15 protein-coding genes are annotated in these 17,051 nt (G+C 65.7%); 4 read left to right on the forward strand and 11 right to left on the reverse strand.

Annotation, left to right across the window (positions count from 1 at the left end; genetic code table 11):
- The first annotated feature begins 138 nt into the window (after positions 1–138).
- Positions 139–612, forward strand: coding sequence for an Lrp/AsnC family transcriptional regulator (locus SIDU_RS06610; protein ID WP_007689069.1), 474 nt, complete (start codon positions 139–141; stop codon positions 610–612).
- A 64-nt stretch (positions 613–676) separates the two neighbouring features.
- On the opposite strand, the gene ligA is transcribed toward SIDU_RS06610, so the two are convergent.
- Positions 677–2,812: an NAD-dependent DNA ligase LigA gene (gene ligA, locus SIDU_RS06615; protein ID WP_007689067.1), complete on the reverse strand. Its 2,136-nt coding sequence runs from the start codon at positions 2,810–2,812 to the stop codon at positions 677–679.
- Between the two features lie 199 nt (positions 2,813–3,011).
- Between ligA and SIDU_RS06620 the strand changes: the two genes are divergently transcribed.
- Genes SIDU_RS06620 through SIDU_RS06630 form a run of 3 tightly spaced genes read left to right on the forward strand, consistent with a single transcriptional unit; the run spans position 3,012 to position 4,464 of the window.
- Entirely contained in the window at positions 3,012–3,341 is a 330-nt protein-coding gene (locus SIDU_RS06620; protein ID WP_007689065.1) for an ArsR/SmtB family transcription factor, read from the forward strand.
- An 11-nt stretch (positions 3,342–3,352) separates the two neighbouring features.
- Positions 3,353–3,784: an arsenate reductase (glutaredoxin) gene (gene arsC / locus SIDU_RS06625; protein ID WP_007689063.1), complete on the forward strand. Its 432-nt coding sequence runs from the start codon at positions 3,353–3,355 to the stop codon at positions 3,782–3,784.
- A complete protein-coding gene (locus tag SIDU_RS06630) occupies positions 3,781–4,464 on the forward strand; it encodes an aquaporin (RefSeq protein ID WP_007689061.1) in 684 nt (227 codons plus the stop codon). Before arsC ends, SIDU_RS06630 begins: the two co-directional genes overlap by 4 nt.
- 82 nt (positions 4,465–4,546) lie before the next feature.
- Here the strand turns inward: SIDU_RS06630 and recN are convergent, their stop codons facing one another.
- From recN to infB, 10 genes are all read right to left on the reverse strand, one after another.
- A complete protein-coding gene (gene recN / locus SIDU_RS06635; protein WP_007689059.1) occupies positions 4,547–6,211 on the reverse strand; it encodes a DNA repair protein RecN in 1,665 nt (554 codons plus the stop codon).
- Between the two features lie 150 nt (positions 6,212–6,361).
- Complete coding sequence (locus tag SIDU_RS06640; protein WP_007689057.1) at positions 6,362–7,147, reverse strand: outer membrane protein assembly factor BamD; 786 nt, start codon at positions 7,145–7,147, stop codon at positions 6,362–6,364.
- Between the two features lie 59 nt (positions 7,148–7,206).
- A complete protein-coding gene (locus tag SIDU_RS06645) occupies positions 7,207–8,220 on the reverse strand; it encodes a sensor histidine kinase (protein ID WP_007689055.1) in 1,014 nt (337 codons plus the stop codon).
- Between the two features lie 145 nt (positions 8,221–8,365).
- Positions 8,366–10,681, reverse strand: coding sequence for a polyribonucleotide nucleotidyltransferase (gene pnp, locus SIDU_RS06650; protein WP_007689053.1), 2,316 nt, complete (start codon positions 10,679–10,681; stop codon positions 8,366–8,368).
- 273 nt (positions 10,682–10,954) lie between these two features.
- Complete coding sequence (rpsO, locus tag SIDU_RS06655; protein ID WP_007689051.1) at positions 10,955–11,224, reverse strand: 30S ribosomal protein S15; 270 nt, start codon at positions 11,222–11,224, stop codon at positions 10,955–10,957.
- 19 nt (positions 11,225–11,243) lie between these two features.
- Positions 11,244–12,164, reverse strand: coding sequence for a tRNA pseudouridine(55) synthase TruB (gene truB, locus SIDU_RS06660; protein WP_007689049.1), 921 nt, complete (start codon positions 12,162–12,164; stop codon positions 11,244–11,246).
- Between the two features lie 69 nt (positions 12,165–12,233).
- Positions 12,234–12,815 (reverse strand): thymidine kinase, encoded by a 582-nt coding sequence (locus SIDU_RS06665; RefSeq protein WP_007689047.1) that lies wholly within the window; start codon positions 12,813–12,815, stop codon positions 12,234–12,236.
- Positions 12,815–13,708 (reverse strand): alpha/beta hydrolase, encoded by an 894-nt coding sequence (locus SIDU_RS06670; RefSeq protein WP_007689046.1) that lies wholly within the window; start codon positions 13,706–13,708, stop codon positions 12,815–12,817. Before SIDU_RS06670 ends, SIDU_RS06665 begins: the two co-directional genes overlap by 1 nt.
- Positions 13,709–13,876: 168 nt before the next feature.
- Complete coding sequence (gene rbfA / locus SIDU_RS06675) at positions 13,877–14,278, reverse strand: 30S ribosome-binding factor RbfA (protein ID WP_007689043.1); 402 nt, start codon at positions 14,276–14,278, stop codon at positions 13,877–13,879.
- A 123-nt stretch (positions 14,279–14,401) separates the two neighbouring features.
- Positions 14,402–16,990 (reverse strand): translation initiation factor IF-2, encoded by a 2,589-nt coding sequence (gene infB, locus SIDU_RS06680; protein WP_007689041.1) that lies wholly within the window; start codon positions 16,988–16,990, stop codon positions 14,402–14,404.
- Between the last annotated feature and the right edge of the window lie 61 nt (positions 16,991–17,051).

The following is a 17,051-nucleotide window of genomic DNA, read 5'->3' on the forward strand; positions in this document are numbered from 1 at the left end:
AGGAATAATGCTTCGGGCCGCAAAGGGGAAGGGCCGCGGACGGGTTCTTATGCGAACGTCGCATAGTGGGACAATTGCATTGTCCTGAAATATTATTATGGTAACGCCATATTAACAGGCAAGGAAATAAGCGGAATAATGGCCGGCCCCAATATTGACGACATCGACCTCCAGATCCTGGGCGAATTGCAGGATGACGGCAGGATGACCAATGTGGAGCTGGCCCGCAAGGTGGGCCTGACGGCTCCCCCCTGCCTGCGCCGCGTCCGCGCATTGGAGGAAAGCGGCGCCATCAGCTCCTACCATGCCGTGGTCAACCCATCGATGCTGGGCTACACCATCACGGTCTTCGCTATGGTCAGCCTGAAAAGCCAGGCCGAAGCGGACCTCAAGGCGTTCGAGGATCATATCGCCACCCTGCCGGAGGTGCGCGAATGCTATATGCTGAACGGCGAGATCGACTTCATCCTGAAGGTGGTGGCGAAGGATCTGCAAAGTTTCCAGCAGTTCCTGACGTCAAAACTGACGCCCGCCCCCAATGTCGTGAGCGTGAAGACCTCGCTCACCATCCGCACATCGAAGAACCTGCCGGGCGTGCCGCTCCCGGTTTGAGAAATCCCTGGTTGGCGAGCGGAATGGACCATGAGGGAAATGGACCACTTTACGCCTTGCCCACCTATCCCGCAGCCTTGACGATTTCGGCCCAGGCCGCTTCGTCGATCACTTCGATGCCCAGAGCGGCGGCCTGTTTCAGTTTGGAACCCGCGCCGGGGCCTGCGACGACCAGGTCGGTCTTGGCGCTGACCGATCCGGCGGCCTTGGCGCCCAGGCGTTCGGCCTGCGCCTTCGCCTCGTCGCGGCTCATGGTTTCCAGCTTGCCGGTGAAGACGACGGTCTTGCCGGTGACCGCGCTGGCGGTGGTTTCGACCACATAGTCGGGCGGGGAGACTTCGCTCAGCAGGTCGTTCCAGACCTCCACATTATGCGGTTCGTGGAAGAAATCGGCCAGCGCGTGGCCGACCGCCGAGCCCACATTCTCGACCCCGATCTGTTCGGCGATGGCCTTGTCCAGGCGGTTGCGGAAGCGGCTTTCCTCCTCCCCCTCCGCAGGCTGCGCGGCGTCGCGCAGGGCGATGATCTCCAGCGCGAGGGCGTGGATGGCAGGCAGCCTGGTATAGCGTTTCAGCAGGTCGCGGGCCGTCACCGCGCCGATATGGCGGATGCCCAGGCCAAAGAGCAGGCGGGCGGCGTCGGGCTGGCGCTTGGCCTCTATGGCGGCGAGGAGATTGTCGACGGATTTCTCCTTCCACCCCTCCCGGCCCATCAGGTCGGCGCGGTGCGTCTTCAGGCGGAAGATGTCGGCCGGTTCCGCGATCCAGCCGAGGTCGAGAAATTCCTCTATGCTCTTTTCGCCCAGCCCCTCTATGTCGAGCGCGGCGCGGCTGACGAAATGGCGCAGCCGTTCGAACCGCTGGGCGGGGCAGATGAGGCCGCCGGTGCATCTTATGTCGACCTCCCCTTCCTCGCGCACGGCTTCGGACTGGCAGACGGGGCAATGGTCGGGGAAGGCGAAGGGCGCGCGCGGATCGTCGCGGGTGAGGTTGTCGACCACCTGCGGGATGACGTCGCCTGCGCGCTGGACGACGATGCGGTCGCCGGGGCGCACGCCGAGGCGGGCGATCTCGTCCGCATTGTGCAGGGTGACGTTGGAGACGACGACGCCGCCGACGGTGACGGGGGTCAGGCGGCCGACCGGGGTCAGCTTGCCGGTGCGGCCGACCTGGATGTCGATGGCCTCCAGCGTGGTCTGCGCCCGTTCGGCGGGGAATTTATGGGCAATGGCCCAGCGCGGGGCCTTGGCGACGAAGCCCAGGCGCTGTTGCCAGTCGAGGCGGTCGACCTTGTAGACGACGCCATCGATGTCGAAGGGCAGTTCGGCGCGGGCGGCTTCGATGGCGCGATAGTGGGCGATCAGCGATTCCAGCGTGTCGACGCAGGTCAGGCGGTCGGAGACGGGCAGGCCCCAGCTTGCGATGGCCTGCATGACGCCGAGCTGGGTTTCGGCGGGGACGGCGCTGACTTCGCCCCAGCCATGGGCGAGGAAGCGCAGCGGACGGCTGGCGGTGACGGCGGCGTCCTTCTGGCGCAGCGAACCGGCGGCGGCGTTGCGGGGATTGGCGAACTGGCGGGCCTTTTCGGGGTCTTCGGCTTCGGCCAGCAGGCGTTCGTTCAAGGCCACGAAATCGGCCTTGGCCATATAGACTTCGCCCCGGACTTCAAACAGGTCGGGGACGGTGTCGCCGGTCAGGCGCTCAGGGATGTCGGCAATGGTGCGGACATTGGCGGTGACGTCCTCCCCCGTCGTGCCGTCGCCCCGCGTGGCGGCGAGGACCAGTTCGCCCTTCTCATAGCGCAGCGAGCAGGACAGGCCGTCGATCTTGGGTTCGGCGGTGAGGGCGACGGGCGCGTCTTCGGGGAGCGCGAGGAAGCGGCGGACACGGGCGATGAATTCGGCGATGTCCTCGTCCGCGAAGCCGTTGTCGAGGCTCATCATGCGAACGGCGTGCTGGACCTTCTTGAGGGCGGAAGTGGGTGCCGCGCCGACCTGGGCGTTGGGGGAATCGCTGCGGATAAGGTGCGGGAAGGCAGCTTCCAGCGCGTTATTCTCGCGGATCAGCGCGTCATAGGCGGCGTCGGTGATCTCCGGCTGGTCCTGATCATGATAGAGCCGGTTGTGGCGCGCAATCTCCCGCGCCAGGCGCATGAGGCGGTTGGCGGCTTCGGCTTCGGTCATGGACGTAAGGTCGGTCATGCGCCTGTCTTTAGCGTCGGCCTTTGCGCACGGGTAGCGGATATTCTGGGTCCGCGGGGGAACAGGGTTGTCGAAATGGTTATTGGTGAAAAGAGGAATGTCGGCTTACCGACGAGCCGAGCGCGATAATTGACAGAAACACATCGACATTATCCGATGCGTTATTGACCACCCGCATTCCATCGGATAATTCCGATGCATGAAAACTGAAGCGGCGCTCTCAATTCTTGCGGCTCTCGCGCATCCAACCCGCCTGGCGACCTTCAGGCTGCTGGTTCAGCATGAGCCGGAAGGCCTTTCGACCGGGCAGTTGGCGGAAGCTGGCGGGCTGAGCCAGAGCACATTCTCCAGCCATCTGGCGGTCCTCGTAAAAGCCGGGCTGGTCGTCCCCGAAAAGCGCGGGCGACGGCAGATACAGCGTGTCAGCATCGATGCGTTGCGCGGCCTGATGATCTTCCTCGCCAAAGACTGTTGCGGAGGGCGCGCCGAACTGTGCGAGCCGCTGCGCGCCGAACTTGCCTGCTGCTGAAGGACCAGGCCGTGACCGACATCATTATCTATCACAATCCTGAGTGCGGGACGTCGCGCAACGCGCTCGCCATGATCCGCAACGCCGGAATGGAGCCGCATGTCGTCGAATATCTGAAGACGCCCCCCGCAAGGGCGCTTCTTGTCCAACTCATCGAACGCGCCGGCATGTCGCCTCGCGACCTGCTGCGCGAGAAGGGCACGCCCTATGCCGAACTCGGCCTGGATGACGAGACGCTGACCGACGACGCCCTTATCGACGCGATGATGGCGCACCCGATCCTCATCAACCGGCCGCTGGTCGTGACGCCGCTGGGCGTGAAGCTGTGCCGCCCGTCGGAGGCGGTGCTGGACATTCTCCCCGCGCAGCAGCGCGGCGCGTTCGCGAAGGAGGATGGGGAGCAGGTCGTCGACGCGGACGGCAATCGCATTCGACCGGCATGAACCACCGCGCTGTTCTGGCCGAGGCGCTTGGCAGCCTGCTGCTGTTTGCGACCGTCATCGGGTCCGGGATCATGGCCGAGCGCATCGCGGGCGGAAACATCGCCATCGCGCTTCTGGGCAACACGCTGGCGACCGGCGCGATCCTGTTCGTGCTGATCACGATGCTGGGGCCGGTGTCGGGCGCGCACATGAATCCTGCCGTCACGTTCGTCATGTGCATGCGCGGCCACATACGCATCCATGCGGCGCTGGCCTATGCCGCCGCCCAGTTGGCGGGCGGGATCATGGGCGTGTGGCTGGCCCACCTGATGTTCGACGTCCCATTGCTCCAGCTATCCGCCAAGTTGCGCGGCGGCGGCGGGCAATGGGCCGGTGAGGCCATCGCCACCTTCGGTCTGGTGCTGACGATCATCGGAACCGTGCGGATGCGCCCGGAAAGCGTGCCGATCAGCGTCGCCCTCTATATCGTGGCCGCCTATTGGTTCACCTCTTCAACCAGCTTCGCAAACCCCGCCATCACCCTTGCCCGATCGCTGAGCGACAGTTTCGCCGGGATCGCCCCATCCTGCGTGCCTGCATTCGTCGCCGCGCAGATGGGCGGCGCGATCACCGCTCATATCGTCAGCGGACTCGTCTTCCCCGCAGCCCCGCAAAACGCCGCCCTTGCCGATGGGCCGTGACCGCTTGCCGGCAACGGCGCTCCTTACACGAATGACTGCAAGTGGTTGCTTGCGGCCGGGCTACTTCGGGAACGCGGCTGCTTTATAGCTTTTCCAGCAGGCGTTCGGCCTGGGCGCGGGCTTCGGCTGTGATTTCGGCGCCGGAGAGCATGCGCGCGATTTCCTCGCGGCGTTCGCCGTCGCTCAGCGCATGGACGCCGGTGCGGGTGACGGTGCCGTCGCTGGATTTGGCGATCAGCATATGGCCGGCGCCGCGTGCGGCGACTTGCGGGCTGTGGGTGACGACGAGTATCTGGTTGGTTCGGGACAGGCGGGACAGGCGCTCCCCGATAGCGGAAGCGACGGCGCCCCCTACCCCGCGGTCGATCTCGTCGAAGATCAGCGTGTCCGCGTCGCCCTGTTCCGCCAGCGCGACCTTGAGCGCGAGGATGAAGCGGGAGAGTTCGCCGCCAGAGGCGATCTTGACCAGCGGGGCGAAGGGCGCGCCGGGGTTGGTGGAAATTTCGAATTCCACCCGGTCCATGCCGTGGGCGCCCCATTGCCCCTCCTCCTGCGGCGCGACGACGGTGCGGAAGCGGGCGGCGTCCAGTTTCAGCGGGGCGAGTTCGGCGGCGACGGCGGCGTCCAGCTTTCCGGCGGCTTGTCGGCGTTCGGCGGAGAGGGACTGGGCGGCTTCGCGATAGGCGGCGGCCTTGGCCTTCACATCGGTTTCCAGGGCGGCGAGATGGTCTTCCCCGCCCTCTATGGCAGCCAGTTTCGCGGCCATCTCGTCGCGCAGGGCGGCGAGGTCGTCGGGTTGGACCTGATGCTTGCGGGCCAGGCCGCGCAGGTCGAACAGGCGGGTTTCGATGGCGTCGAGGCGAGCGGGGTCGAAGCTCAAAGCCTCGGCGGCTTCGTTGAGGCGGTCCTCCGCTTCGCTGGCTTCGATGACGGCGCGGTCGAGGGCGGCGAGGACTTCGGCCAGCGGTTCATATTCGCTGACGATGCGGTCGAGGCGGCGGGCGGCCTGGCGCAATTGGGCGAGGCCGCCGTCGGAGCCGGTGAAGCATTCGGTGACGGCGGAAAGGTCGTCGGAGAGGCGCGCGCCCTTCTGCATGGTGGCGCGTTCTTCGGCCAGCGTGGCTTCCTCGCCGGGTTCGGGGGCGAAGCGGGTGAGTTCGTCCACCGCATGGGTCAGGTATTCGCGGTCGCGGGCGGCGTTCTCGACGCTGGCGCGGCTTTCCGCGAGGCGGTCGGCGGCGGCGCGCCAGGCGTGATAGGCTTGTGCGACCGCGCCCGTGTCGCAGCGGCCATAGGCGTCGAGCAGGGCGCGGTGGCCGCGTGGGTTGAGCAGGCCGCGATCGTCATGCTGGCCGTGGATTTCGACCAGCGCGCTGCCGAGGTCGCGCAGCAGGGCGGCCGAACAGGCCTGATCGTTGACGAAGGCGCGGCTGCCGCCGTCGGCCTTGACGATGCGACGGATGATCAGCGGTTCGCCCGGTTCGATGTCTATGCCGTTGTCGGCCAGCAGGTCCGTCACGCGATGACCGGCGCGGGGCGCTTCGAAGGTGGCGGCGACGCTGGCCTGCGCTTCCCCGTTGCGGACGAGGCCGCTGTCGGCGCGGGCGCCCAGCGCGAGGCCGAGCGAATCGAGCAGGATCGACTTGCCCGCGCCCGTCTCGCCGGTCAGCACGCCAAGGCCAGACCCGAAATCCAGGTCCAGCGCCTCGATCAGCACGACATTGCGGATGGAGAGAGCGGTCAGCAAAGGCGAGCGACTCCCCCCTCCCGCAAGCGGGAGGGGCCGGGGGTGGGTGCGCCGCGCCAGCGGCGCTTCTTTCAACGCTAGGGCGGAACGCTCGCTTTGCTCGCGGCCCACCCCTCGCCCCTCCCGCCTGCGGGAGGGGGATAATTCAGGTCAGGCCTTGTTCGGATGTTCGCGCATCAGCTTGTAGCTGCGCTCATACCATTTCGAACCGGGATAGTTGCGGCCCAGCACGGCGGCGGCCTTCTGCGCTTCGGCGGGGATGCCGAGCGAGAGATAGCTTTCCACCAGGCGCTCCAGCGCTTCGGGGGTGTGGGTGGTCGTCTGATATTTGTCGATGACCGTGCGGAAACGCAGCGTGGCGGCCAGCCATTGGCCGCGACGCTGGTAGAAGCGGCCGATCTCCATCTCCTTGCCCGCGAGGTGATCGTTCACGAGGTCGAGCTTCAGCCGGGCGTCGGCCGCGTAGCGCGTGTCGGGATAGCGGCGGATCAGTTCGCCCAGCGCGTCCAGCGCCTGTTGCGTGATCTTCTGGTCGCGGGTGACGTCGGCGATCTGTTCATAATAGCAGAGCGCGATCAGATAATAAGCGTAGGGCGCGTCCTTGTTGCCGGTGTGGATCGACAGGAAGCGCTGCGCCGCGCCGATCGATTCCGGATAATCCTGATTCATGTAATAGCTGAAGGCCGACATAAGCTGCGCCCGGCGCGCCCAGGGCGAATAGGGGTGCTGGCGCTCCACCTCGTCGAACAGGGCGGCGGCGAGCTTGTACTGCCCGCGATCCAGGCGATATTTGCCGGCATTGTAGAGCGTGGACACGTCGCGGGCGACATATTGTGTGTCGGCCTTGTTCTTCGACGTCGCGCAGCCCGACAGCAGGGCGGCGAGCAGAAGCGGTGCGGTAGCCGCGCCGATGCGCGTCATGGTTTTCGTCAGCATGGCCGGGTCATAGCCGAGGGAATGGCCCTCGCCAAGCGGCAGAATGTGCCTGTCTGTCGCTATGCGCGAACAGGCAGGTCGAGCCGCGCTGTCGCGCCGCCCTTCGCCGCGGGCATGAGCGAGAAGCGGCCGTTCAGTTGGCCGGCAAGGGCGTTGGAAATCCGCAGGCCCAGGCTCTGGCCGAAACCGGGGTCGAAATTGGCGGGCAGTCCCTTTCCATCGTCCGTGATGTCGAGCGTTATCGTACCGTCGCTGATGTCCAGGCCGACATGGATGCTGCCGCCCCGATGCGGCAGGCCATGTTCGATGGCATTGTTGACCGCTTCGGTCACGATCAGCGCCATCGACACGGCGATGTCGGGTTCCAGGGTCAGGCCGTCGGGCGCATCGACGGTCAGGACGATGTCGTCGCGGCCGCTGGCCTCCAGCACGTCGGCGGTCAATGTCGTCAGGAAGGAGCGGACATTCTGCCCCTCCCCCGAAGGATTGTAGAGCGCCCGGCTGATCCGGCCGACCAGCGCCAGCCGGGCCGAGGCGTCGTCGAGCGCCCGGCGAGCCACGTCATGATCGACATGGCGCCGCTGGAGCGAGAGCATGGCGGCGACGACCTGAAGATTGTTGGACACGCGGTGCTGCAATTCGTGGAACAGCAGTTCGCGGTTTTCGGCCAGGGCGCGGCTGCGTTCCCGCTCTACCGCCAGTTTGAAGTTCGCCTTCTGCAGCAGGTTGATCAGCGCGATGTCCACCACCACCACGGCGCCGTAGAAGACCAGCGCCAACAGCACGCCCGGATGAAGATCGAACGCCATGCGCGGCGGAATGAAGAAATACCAGGAGATGAGGCCGCACAGCACGCCCGCATAGATGCCCGGCCGCACCCCGAACAGGAAGGAGGTCAGGATCACGGCGGGAAAGAAGGACACGAAGGGATAGCCGACCGGCATGGCGATTTCCGCGACGGTGCGAATGGCAAAAGCGATCAGGCAGAAAACGGTCGCCAGCAGATAAGCATGCCAAGGCCGGCGCAAGACAAGCGGCAACCGCTCCACGAATCTTTCGTTCTTGCGCTGCATATATCCCCCCGGTTCCTTGGTCGTTACAGTAACATAACTGCCGGAAACGCCAATTGATGGAGATCAGGAAGCGGTCAAATTCATCGAAAAGGGCGCCCGGATGACCGGACGCCCTTCCTTTTTTTCTGAACCTGATGGACCAGGATCAATCCTGGGTCAGGAAATCCGGCAGGCCGGCGCTGGAGCCGTCATCGTCGCCCTTGCCTTCGGCCCGGGGGCCGCGGTCGCGGCGCGGGCCGCGATCGCCCCCGCGTCCGCCGCGGTCCCCGCCACGGTCGCGGCGATTGCGGTCGCCACGGCCGCCTTCGCGGTCGCCGCCCCGATCCCCTCTGGGTTCGCGGGGCGGACGGGTGTCTTCCAGTTCCTCGCCGGTTTCCTGGTCGACCACGCGCATCGACAGGCGAACCTTGCCGCGCGGGTCGATTTCGAGAACCTTGACCTTCACTTCCTGGCCTTCCGACACGACGTCGGTCGGCTTTTCCACGCGCTCATTCTTCATTTCGGAGACGTGGACGAGGCCGTCCTTGCCGCCCATGAAGTTCACGAACGCGCCGAAGTCGACGATGTTGACGACCTTGCCGGTGTAGATCTTGCCGACTTCCGCTTCCTCGACGATGCCGAGGATCCACTTCTTGGCGGCTTCGATCTGGTTGATGTCGGACGAGCTGATCTTGATGATGCCCTCGTCGTCGATGTCGACCTTCGCGCCGGTTTCCGCGACGATCTCGCGGATGACCTTGCCGCCGGTGCCGATGACGTCGCGGATCTTCGACTTGTCGATCTGGATCGTCTCGATGCGCGGAGCGTGCGCGCTCAGTTCGGTGCGGGTCGAGGACAGGGCCTTGCTCATCTCACCCAGGATGTGGGCGCGGCCTTCCTTCGCCTGGCGCAGCGCGACTTCGAAGATTTCCTGCGTGATGCCGGCGACCTTGATGTCCATCTGCATGGTGGTGATGCCCGCTTCCGTGCCCGCCACCTTGAAGTCCATGTCGCCGAGGTGATCCTCATCGCCCAGGATGTCGCTGATGACCGCGAACTCCTTGCCTTCCAGGATCAGGCCCATGGCGATGCCGGAGACGGGACGCTTCAGCGGAACGCCGGCATCCATCATCGAGAGCGAACCGCCGCAGACCGTCGCCATCGAGGACGATCCGTTGGATTCGGTGATGTCGCTGAGGACACGGATCGTGTAGGGGAATTCCTCCTTGCTGGGCAGCACGGGGTGCAGGGCGCGCCATGCGAGCTTGCCATGGCCGACTTCGCGACGGCCCGGCGCGCCGAAGCGACCCACTTCGCCGACCGAATAGGGCGGGAAGTTATAGTGCAGCATGAAGCTTTCATAGTGGAGGCCGGTCAGGCCGTCGATCATCTGCTCAGCGTCCTTGGTGCCAAGCGTGGTGGTGCAGATCGCCTGCGTTTCGCCGCGGGTGAACAGCGCCGAACCATGGGTGCGCGGCAGGAAGCCTACCATCGCCTCGATCGGACGGATCTGCGTGGTGGTGCGGCCGTCGATGCGCTTGCCTTCCTTGAGGATGGCGGTGCGGACGATCTCCGCCTCCAGCTTCTTGGTCAGCTTGATGCCGGCCATGACGGTCTGGGCGTCCAGGCCCTCTTCCGCGAAAAAGGCCTTGGCCTTGTCGCGGGCGGCGTTGATCGCGCTCGAACGGGCGGACTTGTCGGTCAGCTTGTAGGCGGCCGCAATGTCCTTGCCGATCAGCTTCTTGAGCTTCTTCTTGAGGTCGTCGAGATTGTCGCCCTTGGCGACGTCCCACGGATCCTTCGCGGCCTTTTCGGCGAGGTCGATGATCGCGTTGACGACCTTCTTCGACGCTTCATGGGCGAAGAGGACGGCGCCGAGCATGACGTCTTCCGAAAGCTCCTTGGCTTCGGATTCGACCATCATCACCGCATTGCCGGTGGCGGCGACGACCAGGTCGAGCTCGCCGGTCTTCACTTCGTCCAGCGAGGGGTTGAGCTGATATTCGCCATCCTTGTAGCCGACGCGGGCGGCGCCGATCGGACCCAGGAAGGGCACGCCCGACAGGGTCAGCGCGGCCGAAGCGGCGATCATCGCCACGATGTCGGGCTCGCTTTCGCCGTCGAAGCTCAGAACCTGGGCAATGACGTTGATTTCATTATAGAAACCTTCGGGGAAGAGCGGGCGAACCGGGCGGTCGATCAGGCGGGAAACCAGCGTTTCCTTTTCCGTCGCGCCGCGCTCGCGCTTGAAGAAGCCGCCCGGAATGCGACCGGCGGCCGAATATTTTTCCTGATAATGGACGGTCAGCGGGAAGAAGTCCTGTCCTTCCTTCACCGACTTGGCGGCGGTCACGGCGCACAGCACCACGGTTTCGCCATAGGTCGCCAGCACGGCGGCGTCGGCCTGACGCGCAATGCGGCCGGTTTCGAGCGTGAGGGTCTTGCCGCCCAGCTCGATTGATACCTTCTTTACATCAAACATTGGTTTTTTCCTTCGCCCGCCTGGCCCTATTGCCGGGCGGGGCCTGTTTCGGACCGGATGGTCCATGGATGGAGAGCCTATCTCTCCTCCGTTCGGGCTGAGCCTGTCGAAGCCCAATCCTTCCCTTCAAAAGAAGGAGTGCCCTTCGACTAGCTCAGGGCGAACGGTGTGGGGGATGTCCCCCGGATCATGACGCCGTGCCGGATTGCCCAGCGCCATGTTGTCAGAATCGGAAACGGCCCCGACATGGGGGCCGTTCCTTCTATAGGAGGCTTACTTGCGCAGGCCCAGCTTGGCGATGAGGTCGGTGTAGCGCGCCCCATCCTTCTTCTTCAGGTAATCCAGCAGCGAACGGCGCTTGTTGACCAGCATCAGCAGGCCGCGACGGCTGTGGTTATCCTTGTGATGACCCTTGAAATGCTCGGTCAGGTTGGCGATGCGCTCCGAGAGGATCGCAACCTGGACTTCCGGCGAACCTGTGTCGCCCTCGGCGCGGGCATGTTCCTTGATCAGCGCTTCCTTGCGCTCGGCAGTAATCGACATCGGCTTCCTTTCGTAACATCTAGAGATTGAAGCCGCGCACCACCCGGATTTCCCTAAGGGGTTCTGGGCCACTGGCCTCCACCAGCGCGACGGGCGTTGCGCCCTCCATCGCCAGCATGAGACCGGTATGCGGTTTCCCCACAAGCACCTTCCCCTGTCGGAGAGCCAGCGCTTCGTCGGGAGAGACTGCGAGAGCCGGGATGTCGTCCAGCCCTGCGGTCAACGGCAGCATAAGCTGCGCGATGCCGCCGCCCCTAGCAGCTTCGTCCAATTTGTCCAGCGAAATCGCGGATTCCAGGGTGAACGGCCCTGCCTTGACGCGGCGGAGCATGGTGACATGGCCGACCGTGCCGAGCGCCAGCGCGATGTCGCGGGCGAGGGAGCGGATATAGGTGCCCTTGGAGACATGGGCGCGGAGGGTGACGGAGGCGAGCCCCCTTGTCCCGATCTCTGGCCCTTCCGCCTCTTGTCCCTTGATGGCGAGAGCATGGATGGTGACGGCGCGGGTCTTCATCTCCACATCCTCCCCCTTGCGGGCGAGGTCGTAGGCGCGCCGGCCGTCGATCAGGATGGCGCTGTAGGCGGGGGGCGCCTGTTCGATGGGGCCGGTGAAGCGGGGCAATATCGCCTCCACCTCCGCCAGCGTCGGGCGATGGTCGCTGGCGGCGATTTCCTTGCCCTCCAGGTCCAGCGTGTCCGTCTGGACGCCGAAACGGACGGTGAAATCATAGATTTTGTCGCTGTCGAGCATCCGCCCGGCGAGCTTGGTCGCCTCCCCGACCGCGATGGGCAGCACGCCGGTCGCCAGCGGATCGAGCGTGCCGCCATGGCCGACCTTCCACTTGCCCGCGCCGCTGACGCGCAGGGCGCGTTTGACCGCGCTCACCGCCTGCGTCGAGCCAAGGCCATGGGGTTTATCGAGGATGATCCAGCCGTGCATGGCGGCGCGCTCTAGCCCTCCTGTCGCCGGTTGTCAGCCCTTCCTGGACCGTTACGGCATTTGCGGTGGTCAGCGAGCGGAGCGCTTTTCCACGAAATGGCGGCGGCAGAGCGCGACATAGCGGTCGTTTCCGCCGATTTCGGTCTGTTCGCCTTCGCGGATCGGGCGCCCTTCCCCATCCACGCGCAGGTTCATGGTCGCCTTGCGCCCGCATTCGCAGATCGTCTTGATCTCCGTCAGCGTGTCGGCGAGGCCGAGCAGCGCGGCGCTGCCTTCGAACAATTGCCCCTGGAAATCGGTGCGGATGCCGTAGCAAAGAACGGGGATGGCCAGCCGGTCGGCCACCGCCGCAAGCTGCCAGACCTGGTCGGCGTTCAGGAACTGCGCCTCATCCACCAGCACGCAGGACAGGGGCGTCCGGGCATGCCGGGCGGAGATGGGCGCGAACAGGTCCGTCGCGGCGTCGAACAGATGCGCCTTCGCCTCCAGCCCGATGCGCGAGACGATCAGGCCCCGTTCGTAGCGGTCGTCTATCGCGGCGGTCCACAACATGGTCTCCATGCCGCGCTCGCGATAGTTGAAGCTGGATTGCAGCAGGGTGGTCGATTTGCCCGCGTTCATCGAGCTATAGTAGAAATAGAGCTTGGCCATCAGCGGGTCATCGGCGCGATCTGCTTGAGGAAGCGGACGAGCGCGTCCGCCAGGGCGATGCGCTTGTCCGAGAAGCTGTGGTCAGTCGGCCAGACCATCAGCCGCGTGTCGGGATTGGCGGATTGCGCGTCGGCGGTGACCTTGCGCGCCATGGCCCCGATGCCGCGTTCCGCCCCGATGATGACGAGCGGACGGCGGGCATAGCCCACCAGCTTGCGGCCGAGGTCGAATTTTTCCGTGTCGGCGCGGATTTCCGTGGTCAGGCTGTCATAGGTGGCGCCGTGCAGGGGCGGCAGGTCGCTGGCGACTTCGGCTTTCCAGGCGGCCTCGCCCTCCGGGGTGGAGAGGGCGGCGGCGGTTTCGGACGGATCCCAGGGGTCGATCAGGAAGAGGCCCGCGACATGGGGTTCGGCGGCGGCGACATCGGCGGCCATGAAGCCGCCCATGCTGTGGCCCGCGACAACGATGGCGCTGGTATCAATGCGGTATCGGGCGACGGTGGCGGATTGCTGAAGATATTGCAGGGCGTTCCAGGCGTCTTCGGAGGCGTGGGTGAAGGAGAAGCTGCCGGGGCTGCCCCAACTGCCGCGATAATGGAGGGTCAGGACATTCCATCCGGCGCGGCGGGCGGCCTGGGCAAGGTCCAGATTCTGCTCGTTGCCGGGGAAGCCGTGGAGGAGGAGCAGCGTCGGGTGCAGGCCGGAACCGGCGGCGGTGTAGAGGACCGCGTTGAGCGCGCCGTCTTCGGAGGGAATGGTGAAGGCGCTCATGCCGGCGGGATAGGCGGCGTCGGGCGCGGGGTCGCTGGTGACGGCGGGGTGGATCGGCGCTTCCTTGGCGGCGGCGGGTATGGCCAGCGTCAGCGCGACTGCCAATATGCCGATCTTTTTCATGCGCCTCAGCCCCTTTTGCTCCTGCCGGAGAGACGCTGTTAGCGGGGCTGCGCCGTCACGTCGACGGTGGAAAAAGACTTTCGATCAAGCGCGATGTGCTCCTGCGAAGGCAGGAGCCCAGTTCTGCCGCCTGGACTAGGCTCCTGCCTTCGCAGGAGCACGTCGCGCTTAATCGTCCTCGATTTCCGGCTGCTCCAGGTCGCGGGCAACCTTTGGGTCGCGGAGCAGCTTGTCGATATGGCTGCCCTCGTCGAAGCTTTCGTCCGCGAGGAATTTGAGCTTCGCCGCATATTTGAGGCGGATGCGGGTCGCGACCTCCCGCTGGAGAAAGGCGGTGTTGGTGCGCAGCGCCTTCAGCACGGCGGCCTCATCCTGGCCGAGCAGCGATTTGATGAAGACGGTCGCGTGGCGCAGGTCGGGGGACATGCGGACTTCGGTGACGCTGACCACATGGCTGGCGAGGACATCGTCATGCACGTCACCGCGCTGGAGGATGTCGGACAGGACATGGCGCACCTGTTCGCCCACGCGGAGGAGCCGGACGGAGGGGCCTTCATTGGGAGCGGGCATTATATCCTCCCCTCCCGCAAGCGGGAGGGGCCGGGGGTGGGCTCTCCCCATCGGCCATTGCAGTTCAGGAGAGGGCGAGCCCACCCCCCAGCCCCCTCCCGCCTGCGGAAGGGGGAACATGGATCACAGCGTGCGGGCGCGTTCCTCGACCTCGAACAGTTCCAGCGTGTCGCCGGGCTTGATGTCGTTGGTGTCCTGGAGCACCGCGCCGCATTCCATGCCTGCCCGGACTTCGGACACATCGTCCTTGAAGCGGCGCAGCGAGGCGATGTGGGTGCGCGACACGATGACATCCTCGCGGGTGAGGCGCGCTGCCAGACCCTTGCGGATGATGCCCTCGAGGACGAGCAGGCCCGCCGCCTTGTCCTTCTTGCCCGCCGGGAAGACCTGAAGCACCTCGGCCCGGCCGACGATGGTTTCGATGCGTTCCGGCGCCAACTGGCCGGCCATTTCGCCGCGCACTTCCTCAAGCAGGTCGTAGATCACGTCATAATAGCGCAACGAGATCTTCTCGCGCTCCGCCAACTGGCGCGCCTTGGCATTGGGGCGCACGTTGAAGCCGATCAGCGGGGCGCGGCTGGCGGCCGCCAGCGTGACGTCGCTTTCAGTGATCGCGCCGACGCCCGAATGCAGGATGCGGACCTTGATCTCGTCGGTCGAGATGCGGTTCAGCGACGAGACGATCGCTTCCACCGAACCCTGCACGTCGCCCTTCACCACCACCGGATATTCGATGACCTTGGTGTTCAGCGCCGAGAACATATGTTCAAAGCTGGTCGGGGCGGCCGTGGTGCGCTTCTTGGTCGCCTGTTCCTGGCGATAGGCGGCGACTTCGCGGGCACGGGCCTCGTTCTCGACGACGGTGAGCTGGTCGCCCGCCATCGGCACGCCGGACAGGCCCAGAACCTCGACCGGGGTCGAGGGACCGGCGGTCTTCACATTCTGGCCCTTGTCGTTGATCATTGCGCGGACCTTGCCGCTTTCCGACCCGATGACGAAGGTGTCGCCGATCTTGAGCGTGCCCTTGCGCACCAGCACGGTGGCGACCGCGCCGCGGCCCTTGTCGAGCTGCGCCTCGACCACATTGCCTTCGGCGGCGCGGTCGGGATTGGCGGTCAGTTCGAGCAGTTCGGCCTGGAGCATGATCTTGTCGAGCAGATCGTCGAGGCCCGTCCGCTTGAGCGCGGAAACCTCCACGTCCTGCGTTTCGCCGCCCATATCCTCGACCACGATCTCATGTTCGAGCAGGCGTTCGCGGATACGCTGGGGATTGGCTTCGGGCTTGTCGACCTTGTTGATCGCGACGATCATCGGCACGCCGGCGGCCTTGGTGTGGTTGATGGCCTCGATGGTCTGGGGCATCAGCCCGTCGTCCGCCGCCACCACCAGGATGACGATGTCGGTGACGTTGGCGCCGCGCGCGCGCATTTCCGAAAAGGCCTCGTGGCCCGGCGTGTCGAGGAAGGTGATGGTGTCGCCGCCCTTCGTCTTCACCTGATAGGCGCCGATATGCTGGGTGATGCCGCCGCTTTCGCCCGACACGACGTTGGTGCCGCGCAACGCGTCGAGCAACGACGTCTTGCCATGGTCGACATGGCCCATGATGGTCACGACCGGCGGACGGGCTTTAAGCGTTTCGGGCGCGTCGACCTCACCCTCCATGCCGATTTCAACGTCGGCGTCGGACACGCGCTGGATACGGTGGCCGAACTCCTCGACCAGCAGTTCCGCCGTATCCTGGTCGATCGGCTGGTTGAGCGTGACGGCGGTGCCCATCTTGAACAGGGCCTTCACCAGGTCCGCGCCCTTTTCGGCCATGCGGTTGGCCAGTTCCTGGACGGTGATGCTTTCCGGCACGACCACGTCGCGCGTCTGCTTCTCGCGCTGCTGAGCGCCGCCGGAATAATGGGCGCGACGCTCCTTCTCGCGGGCGCGCTTCAGCGCGGCGAGGCTGCGGGCGCGGGCGCTGTCGTCATCTGCAAGGGCGCGGGTGACGGTGAGCTTGCCGGCCTGGCGGCGATTGTCGTCGCCGCGCTTGGCGCGGTCGGGCTTGGCCGGTTCGGGGCGCTTGACCGGCGCGACCGGCGTGAAGCGGCGCGGCGGCGGCATGGCGGTCGAGGCGGCGGACTTCGGCTCGGCGGCGGAGGGCGCGGCGTCGACCGGAACATCGGCGGCGGTCGGCCCGGATTCCTCGACAGGCGCCCTGGCGGCTTCCTCGGCCGGCCCGGTCTCGACTTCGGGCTGACGCGTGGTTTCGACCTCGGCCGCTTCGGTAGTCTGGCGGTTTTCCTCGGCGCGGCGCTTTTCCTCCTCGCTCGCGGCAAGGCGCTGGGCGTCTTCGCGGCGGCGCGCTTCCTCCAGCGCGGACATGCGGGCTTCCTCGGCCTCGCGCAGCAGCTTCGCCTGCAATTCCTGACGCGACATCAGGCTTTGCGGTGGCGCCGGACGGGCGGGGGCCGGCTGCGGCGCGCGGGCCTGCGGCGGCTGCGTCGAAGGCGCGGCAGCAACGGGCGTGGGGTCGGCCTGCGGCTCAGGCGCAGCGTGACCGGCTTCGCCCGGCTTGCCCAGGATGCGGCGCCGCTTCACCTCGACCACGACCGTATTCTTGCGGCCATGGCTGAACTGCTGCTGCACCTGACCGGACTCGACCGTGCGCTTGATCCCCAGCGGCTTGCGGCCCAGAACCGGCTTGTCTTCCTTGCTGTCACTCATACGACTGAACTATACCCTTCACATCAACCCGACCGGCAAGGCCCGTCGGCGCCTTCATTCC

Origin of the sequence: Sphingobium indicum B90A (assembly GCF_000264945.2) — a bacterium.
GTDB lineage: Bacteria > Pseudomonadota > Alphaproteobacteria > Sphingomonadales > Sphingomonadaceae > Sphingobium > Sphingobium indicum.

Excerpts from the sequence above, each read along its gene's own strand:
- pnp (WP_007689053.1), bottom strand. The coding sequence starts at position 10,681 with ATGTTTGATGTAAAGAAGGTATCAATCGAGCTGGGCGGCAAGACCCTC.
- SIDU_RS06645 (WP_007689055.1), bottom strand. The coding sequence starts at position 8,220 with ATGCAGCGCAAGAACGAAAGATTCGTGGAGCGGTTGCCGCTTGTCTTG.
- SIDU_RS06670 (WP_007689046.1), bottom strand. The coding sequence starts at position 13,708 with ATGAAAAAGATCGGCATATTGGCAGTCGCGCTGACGCTGGCCATACCC.
- SIDU_RS06665 (WP_007689047.1), bottom strand. The coding sequence starts at position 12,815 with ATGGCCAAGCTCTATTTCTACTATAGCTCGATGAACGCGGGCAAATCG.
- truB (WP_007689049.1), bottom strand. The coding sequence starts at position 12,164 with ATGCACGGCTGGATCATCCTCGATAAACCCCATGGCCTTGGCTCGACG.
- rbfA (WP_007689043.1), bottom strand. The coding sequence starts at position 14,278 with ATGCCCGCTCCCAATGAAGGCCCCTCCGTCCGGCTCCTCCGCGTGGGC.
- ligA (WP_007689067.1), bottom strand. The coding sequence starts at position 2,812 with ATGACCGACCTTACGTCCATGACCGAAGCCGAAGCCGCCAACCGCCTC.
- infB (WP_007689041.1), bottom strand. The coding sequence starts at position 16,990 with ATGAGTGACAGCAAGGAAGACAAGCCGGTTCTGGGCCGCAAGCCGCTG.
- SIDU_RS06630 (WP_007689061.1), top strand. The coding sequence starts at position 3,781 with ATGAACCACCGCGCTGTTCTGGCCGAGGCGCTTGGCAGCCTGCTGCTG.
- SIDU_RS06610 (WP_007689069.1), top strand. The coding sequence starts at position 139 with ATGGCCGGCCCCAATATTGACGACATCGACCTCCAGATCCTGGGCGAA.
- SIDU_RS06640 (WP_007689057.1), bottom strand. The coding sequence starts at position 7,147 with ATGCTGACGAAAACCATGACGCGCATCGGCGCGGCTACCGCACCGCTT.
- rpsO (WP_007689051.1), bottom strand. The coding sequence starts at position 11,224 with ATGTCGATTACTGCCGAGCGCAAGGAAGCGCTGATCAAGGAACATGCC.
- SIDU_RS06620 (WP_007689065.1), top strand. The coding sequence starts at position 3,012 with ATGAAAACTGAAGCGGCGCTCTCAATTCTTGCGGCTCTCGCGCATCCA.